The 6,461-nt window shown below is 59.3% G+C and carries 3 protein-coding genes and 3 pseudogenes; 3 read left to right on the forward strand and 3 right to left on the reverse strand.

The window, feature by feature from the left end; all coding sequences use genetic code 11:
* Positions 1 to 142 precede the first annotated feature (142 nt).
* Positions 143 to 826 carry a sigma factor-like helix-turn-helix DNA-binding protein gene (locus tag IVB12_RS30955; RefSeq protein ID WP_247304932.1) on the reverse strand — a complete coding sequence of 228 codons (684 nt, stop codon included), beginning with the start codon at positions 824 to 826 and terminating at the stop codon, positions 143 to 145.
* A gap of 427 nt (positions 827 to 1,253) precedes the next feature.
* A pseudogene (locus IVB12_RS30960) lies at positions 1,254 to 1,683 on the reverse strand (hypothetical protein); the annotation flags it as partial.
* Here IVB12_RS30960 and IVB12_RS30965 point away from each other — a divergent pair.
* The 3 genes and pseudogenes from IVB12_RS30965 to IVB12_RS30975 form a co-directional block, all read left to right on the forward strand.
* Complete coding sequence (locus IVB12_RS30965; RefSeq protein ID WP_247304935.1) at positions 1,652 to 2,041, forward strand: hypothetical protein; 390 nt, start codon at positions 1,652 to 1,654, stop codon at positions 2,039 to 2,041. The pseudogene IVB12_RS30960 and the gene IVB12_RS30965 sit on opposite strands and share 32 nt — an antisense overlap.
* Before the next feature lie 1,139 nt (positions 2,042 to 3,180).
* Positions 3,181 to 5,571, forward strand: a complete 2,391-nt coding sequence (locus IVB12_RS30970) for a Ulp1 family isopeptidase (RefSeq protein ID WP_247304938.1) — start codon at positions 3,181 to 3,183, stop codon at positions 5,569 to 5,571.
* Between the two features lie 99 nt (positions 5,572 to 5,670).
* Positions 5,671 to 5,898, forward strand: a pseudogene (locus tag IVB12_RS30975) (IS256 family transposase); the annotation flags it as partial.
* Positions 5,899 to 5,960: 62 nt separating this feature from the next.
* On the opposite strand, the pseudogene IVB12_RS30980 reads toward IVB12_RS30975, so the two are convergent.
* Positions 5,961 to 6,376 (reverse strand): annotated as a pseudogene (locus IVB12_RS30980) (ATP-binding protein); the annotation flags it as partial.
* Positions 6,377 to 6,461: the final 85 nt, after the last annotated feature.

Genomic DNA, 6,461 nt, shown 5'->3' on the forward strand with positions numbered 1-6,461 from the left:
GGCAGCTTCTCGATTCAGTGCGCAGCGGCTGAGCTTGGAGTAACCCCGCAAACAATCTTCGATTATCTTGCGCGCGGAATGCTGGCAGGTCGTCAGTTAGCCAAAGGCCAGCCATGACAGATCGAGCTCTCAGACGAACAAATCAGTCGGCTGCGCAATCGGATACGACGTACCAAGCGTTCAAAGACGGAGGCATCATGAAGTCATCGGCTCGGCAATGACATCGTGCCATTGCAACACGGGCACCTGAGTCGTGATCAACAGCGATCCCTTGTCGTAGCGATCGGTTGAAGCTGGCCTCGGCATAGATGTAGTTCGAGGCGCCGAGCTCGGCGACGAAGATCTGCATGCTGCGCGCCTCGCCGCTGAGCCCGTCAACCACCTCCATGGTATGGCCGGAATAGTCGACGAACAGCTTCTCGCCGGCGACATGGACCTGGCGCAGGGTCGGCTTGAGGCGGCCCGTCCACTCCTTGTAGCGTTCGCAGAACCGCGCATAGTTGAAGCTGTCGGAGTTTGCGTCGCAATACTCCTCCCACAACAGCATCAGCGTGACGTTCCTCCGCCGTAGCTCGCGATGCACGAGCGCCCAGTCTGGATGCGGACGCTCGTCGCTGGGCCGATCAGAAGGCGGCGGAAACAGGCGGTTCTCGAGCTGGACGTCGTCATCCAGCTCCGGCGGCAGTGGCCAGGTCAGGCCGGCGCGGCGGGCTCGGTTGAGGTACTTGCTGACCGTGCCCTGGGCCAAGCCCAGGCTGCGGGCAAGGGCGCGTTGCGACATGCCGACGCTGTAGTGCAGGCGTAGAACTTCACGGATGTGGCGCATGGACAGTCTCTCGGTCGGCATCTCGATCCTCTGCGGTTAGGCAAAAGACCAAGCTACCCGGGTGGCAGACTGTCAGCGGCGCGCGCCTCCTAATTGCCCCGATCGCATCGCTGGAAATAGCGATCACGATCGGCTGGAAATGGTGATCACGATGCTCTGGAATGGGTGATCACGATGCCCTGGACTCCGTGATCACGATCGGCTGGAACACGCAGCAATACGCCCAACGACTTGAGTTGTCGGGCGTGTTCGTGAGACGTCACCGTCTAGATCACTGCGTCTCAACAATCTCCGTTAGCTCGGCCACCCCTCGATGATTCGAGCCTCGACGCTCGGGCCGCTCTCAATCGAGTATCGAGGATGAGCATCGCGAGTGCTCTGGGCGCCTGATCTGTCCCACCTGATGGCCGCCGCTAACGTGGTAGCCCTGCGCCAAATCCCGTCCGGCTGGTCCTGGTGCGACCATAGCCGTAAAGCGGATGAACGCCGTAGGGGTAACGACAGTCGCGCCAACGATCGCGAAGATCATTTGCCAGGTGGGCGAAGGCCTTCGCCATCTGGGCGATTCCATGCGTCGCGTTGTAACCGGCGAACATGGCGGGCGCGACATAGACAACGGTGATCACGAGCCGGAGCCAAGTAGACGTCACGAAGGCGAGCGCGAGTTGGCCTATACCGAACCTCGCGCCGCCCGCCACGACGGCCACCACGATGCCGCCGAGCGCGCCGGCCCCCGTGTAGAAGGCCCAAAGGCCAATCGTCACGCCTGCGAAGACGGGCAGCGCGAAGACTGCGAGCGTGAAGAGCAGCCAGGCGGAGAAGCCGATGACGAGGAAAACGAGCAGTCTTATTGGCAGTCACAAGCGCTTCATGAACACCGCGCGCCGGCATGCGCGGATGCGCAAGACCTGGACCGCGGCCGGCCGCCATGCTGCGGATAACTGCAAGGCCGTCGTCAGGGTTTTTACAGTCGTGACTACCCGCTGTCTATCGCTGCGACCGCGGCAGCGTTATGCTGGGTCAGCGTCGGTGTATGATGTTCGGGGACTTCGCATCGATAAAGCGGCGCTGGCCGATCTCTCAGATCGATACTTTCATGCCCTGGAACTTCCAAGCCTGAACGGCCAAAGCTTCGCGCTTACGCCGCTGCCAACACGTCTTTGGTATTCATCGGCGGCGGCGCCTGGCGCATTAAGGTCCTTGAAGCGGCGGTAGATCACCAAGCTGCGAGGATTTGCCGCATCCTGAAACGGGTATGAAAGCCAACCAGGCTCGACGCGACAGCACTGGGGCTTGAAGTCTACGTAGCGTCAGGTTGTACAGTCTGAATCATACATGCGGACTTCGCTCTGAAGCGTCATGATCACTCGAAGAGGCTCGTTGGTTGTAGCGAATGTGAGGACGTTGAACTGAAGAACTGATGAGGAAGCAGAGCTTGCAGTGCAAGTATCGAAACCCGGACGCCTTCCATCAGCAATGGGGCGGCCCAATTTCGATCGCGATGTGCCGCATGCGAACTTGCCCGGAAGGAGGGCGGCAACAGGTGGCTTTTGGATTGTGCGAGTATTTGGGTTTCGGTTCTCCTGGATCGTTTTGAGGTTTGGCGAGCGGTTACCTGTTGCCCAGGAAGCCGGGGCGCTCTTCTGCAGCAGCCAAGGCTGGGCAGGTGTGAGTAATGCACGAGCTCGGAGCGGCACTAACGGTCCCTTTTTGTTCAATTTGGCGAATCTTGACGTCCGGCTTTTTGAATCCGGTCTCTGTGGTCAGTGCACCGGAGTGTGGCCGCGGGGCAGCTATGAAGAGTCACCTCATCTAGGGAGAGTCGTGTGGAACCCGTCTATAACAATCCGGACGATTGGATGCGCTGGTACGCCGAGCTGCAGCGGCAACAGACCGACGTTGACCCTGCAGATCAAGCTGGCTTCGAGCAGCAATTGGGCGAGCTGCAACTCCGCTCTGCTGAGGAGAGTTCCGGGGTTAGTTCCCCCGACACTCCAGCCGCACGGTCGCATGAAAACATCCAGCGTACGGACGTTGGTGGTTCGATGCGAATGCGGCCAAGGTCCAACCTGCGGGACAACTCGTTCAGCAGCACGCGTCACAGTGTCGATGTTCCTAGCGCTCACCTTGGCGCGGGTGCGACGGCCTCGCAGTCTAGCTTGCGTGACCAGTTGTTCAGTAGCACGCGCTACACAGCGCCATCGGAACCGCAGCCTGCGGCGCGGACGAAGGATAGCAAAAGCCGTGGACTGTTTTCTCGTGTTAAGTCAGGGTTCGGCAAAGTCTTCGGAGGAAGTGGTGGCGAAAAGTCGTCCGGCGGCTCGACGTCCGAGGTGGCCTCTTCAGAGCTTCGGATGGATTTCGCCAAGCGTGGTCGCCCCGCTGGCCAGGACATGCATCCCGAAGACGAGGCCCGCATCGAGCAGTTCGCGGAAGCAGTCCGAGGATATGAAATTCTCCCCGACGGTAGTACCGGCCGAGGGGATGGAAGGGTTTGCGATGGTACCCTCAGGACCAATTTAGGGCTTCTTAGGGGGTTTGCTCGTTGGCTCCGAGCAGAGAACAGGGGTTCGATGGCTTCTCGGCTTTTAAACGATCCAGAGTCACTAGCCGCTGATATCACGGATTACAGGGCGGGCGGTGGGGACAATCATAACCGTCTCAAGTCGGCACTGTCTCATTTCAGGAGGTTCGCGCCCAACGAGCAAGAACTCCAAGCCGTCGGGCCCGGGCCGCGCCTGATGGGGCGCCAAATACATTATCCTTATCCCGAGGACGCCCACCTCATTGATGGCCTGGCCAATGAAGAGCTGAACAAGCTGGGATCGGATTCGACTTCCCAGAGGAGAGGTGTCTCGGAACGGGCCAGCAAACAACGTAGGTTTAGTGATTGGCTCCAAAGGGAGGGTAGGGGGAACATAGTCAGCCGACTCACCGGCAGTGATCAGCAGCAACGGTCGTTGATGGAGGATTACAGGGCCTTTACCAAAGTCGAGGGAAAAGTGGTCGTGAGTTTCGATCGGCTTCGGCAGTATCTAGGCACCGAGCCCCAATTGAAGCATCATCATCCTTATCCTTATCCCGACGACGCCCGCATGATTGATGGCTTGGCCAACGAAGAGCTGAGCAAGCTCGGACCGGACTCGACTTCCCAGAGGAAAGCTGTCCGGAATATGGCCATAAATCAACGTAGGTTTAGTGATTGGCTGCAAACAAGGGGTAGGGAGAGCATAGCGAGCCGTCTCAACGGCAGTGATCAGCAGAAATGGTCGCTAAAAATAGATTACCAAGACTTCCGAGACTGCACCGAAGCCCTCAGAGGATTTTCCGTGGGTTTCAAGCGGCTTGGGCAGTACCTACAGGTCGTTGAGGCGAACGCGGCGTCGGGGTTGTCCCCTCAGCAGGCAAGTGGGCGGGAATCGGCCGGTCCGGAGGGCCGCTTGGATCAACCTACCGGGTTCGGATCAACCTGGCCGCTGCAGCAGGTTGATCCATCGATTCAAGGCCGCAGCGAATTATCGCTTGGCCCCAAGGATTGGTTGGGCGACGAGCATATCCAGAGGGATTACGAGCTCCTGGAACAGGAGTTGCAGGGGAACAATCCAGATCTCGCCGCCCGGACGCGGTTCGTGGATCCCCTCATAGCCAATTATCATCTGCGCTTGGGCCCCGAGAGCGTCGCGCTAAGCGCATTCCAGCGCATCGTCCATAATCAGAACGGTAACGACACAGCCGACTTCCTGTTCGTGCCAGTGAACGATGCCAGTGCTACGGATCGTCATCGTCGTGGCACCCATTGGTCGCTGCTGTTCATTGATCGCAGCGACCGCGGACGGCCGGTTGCCTATCATTATGACTCCTTCCTAGGATACAACGACAAGCTTGCAAAAATGCTCGCACAAAGGCTGGGTACGCGTCTGGAGCCTGTCCGCATGACCCGGCAGGGGAACGGTTGGGATTGCGGAGTCTTCGTGGTTGACGGCACGCGGGCGCTTGTTAGGCGACTGGCGCAAAGACGGCCGCCAGCCGTGCTGCACCTCGACAACCTCGTCGCCGATCGGCAGCAACTCCAACGACGTTTGAGGACCGCTCCCAGCAGTGCGCGAGCGGCGGCTGCAGCGGATCGACCGGGACCCTCAACGCAACTTTTCGATTCGCCAGAGTTTTGGCGTGGAGTGGATCAAGCCGGCCAGCCTTCCGCCGATAGCTGGAACACAGCGAACTTCTGGCAGGATTTGTCGTTACCCGCCCATTCGCCAGTGCAAAGCGTCAATCCGCCAAGCCCACCATCATGGGAGCAAAGCTTCGGGACATCGATAGCGGATCGACCGGGACCCTCAACGCAATTTGTCGATTCGCCAGAGTTTTGGCGTGGAGTGGATCAAGCCGGCCAGCCTCCCGCCGACAGCTGGAATACAGCGAACTTCTGGCAGGATTTGTCGTTACCCGCCCATTCGCCAGTGCAAAGCGTCAATCCGCCACCATCATGGGAGCAAAGCTTCGGGACATCGATCTTCGCGCCACAGTACATGCCGCCAGCGCAAGACTTAGGAGGATTCGTCCCTCCGAGTTGGCAACACGGCAATCAACCGGCGCCGGAGAACCTCCGGCGCGGAATGCACTGGCATAACGTGCTGCCGAGCCCGGACCGACCACAGACCCACATCAGGATTCATGATGTGCCCTACACGGCCACTCTGGGGCGATCAGGCAAGCAGAACGACATTCACGTTTTCCTGGAATAGGGAGGAAAAGATCGAGCAATAGATGATAGTCGTCCGTGAAGAACCAAAAGAGCTATCGCCCAAAGTTGGTGACGGCGGGAATCGGAAAGGCGGCATATCGTGGGGGTGCTTGAGGCCTCCACTTCTCCACCGAAGGAGCGATATGCCTTGTCCAACGATAACGTCATCCATCTGATTCAGCCTGGAATCTTCGACGATCAACTCACAGAAGTCTTGCGCAATGGGGCGCGTGTCCTGCTTGCCCAGGCGGTCTAGGCCGAGGTTGCAGACTTTCTCGGCCAGCATTCCGATTTGAAGACCCGGGACGATCACCAGCGCGTCGTCCGCTAAGGTCACCTGTGCGCATTTGCCGATGGTGAGCAGCGGCTTTGACCGACATGGTGATTGGTTCAGGGGTTTGGGTTGACGCCAAGAGTTTGGTTGCGGCCGTTCTGCTTTCGCATGCTTTCTCCGGAGAGTTGGAGGCGGTGAGCGTTGTGAACGAGGCGATCCAGGATGGCGTCGCCGAGGAGCAACGCTGCGGTTCGACGTGATCAGCATGGCGCCGGTTTCGTAGCGCCGGCTCACCAGTTGGAAGAACAGATGCGCCGCGTCAGGTTTAAGTGGCAAGTAGCCGAGTTCGTCGACCATGAGCAGCTTTGGCTTCGACAGCGCGAGCAGTTTCTCGTCCAGGCCTCGCTCGCCGTGCGCCTTGGCAAGGCCTGCGACCAGCGTCGTCGCCGTGGTGAACTGCACCGTGTACCCGGCCAGGATTGCCTCTCGCCCAAGCGATCGACAAGTGCGTCTTGCCCACGCCTGGCGGACCAGCGTCATAATGCCGGGTGTCTGGGATCAGAGGTTGAGATCCTCTACCCATTTCATCCGCGATGCGGAGCGTTAGTCGTCGTTGT

This window comes from Bradyrhizobium sp. 179 (assembly GCF_023073535.1).
Classification (GTDB): Bacteria; Pseudomonadota; Alphaproteobacteria; order Rhizobiales; family Xanthobacteraceae; genus Bradyrhizobium.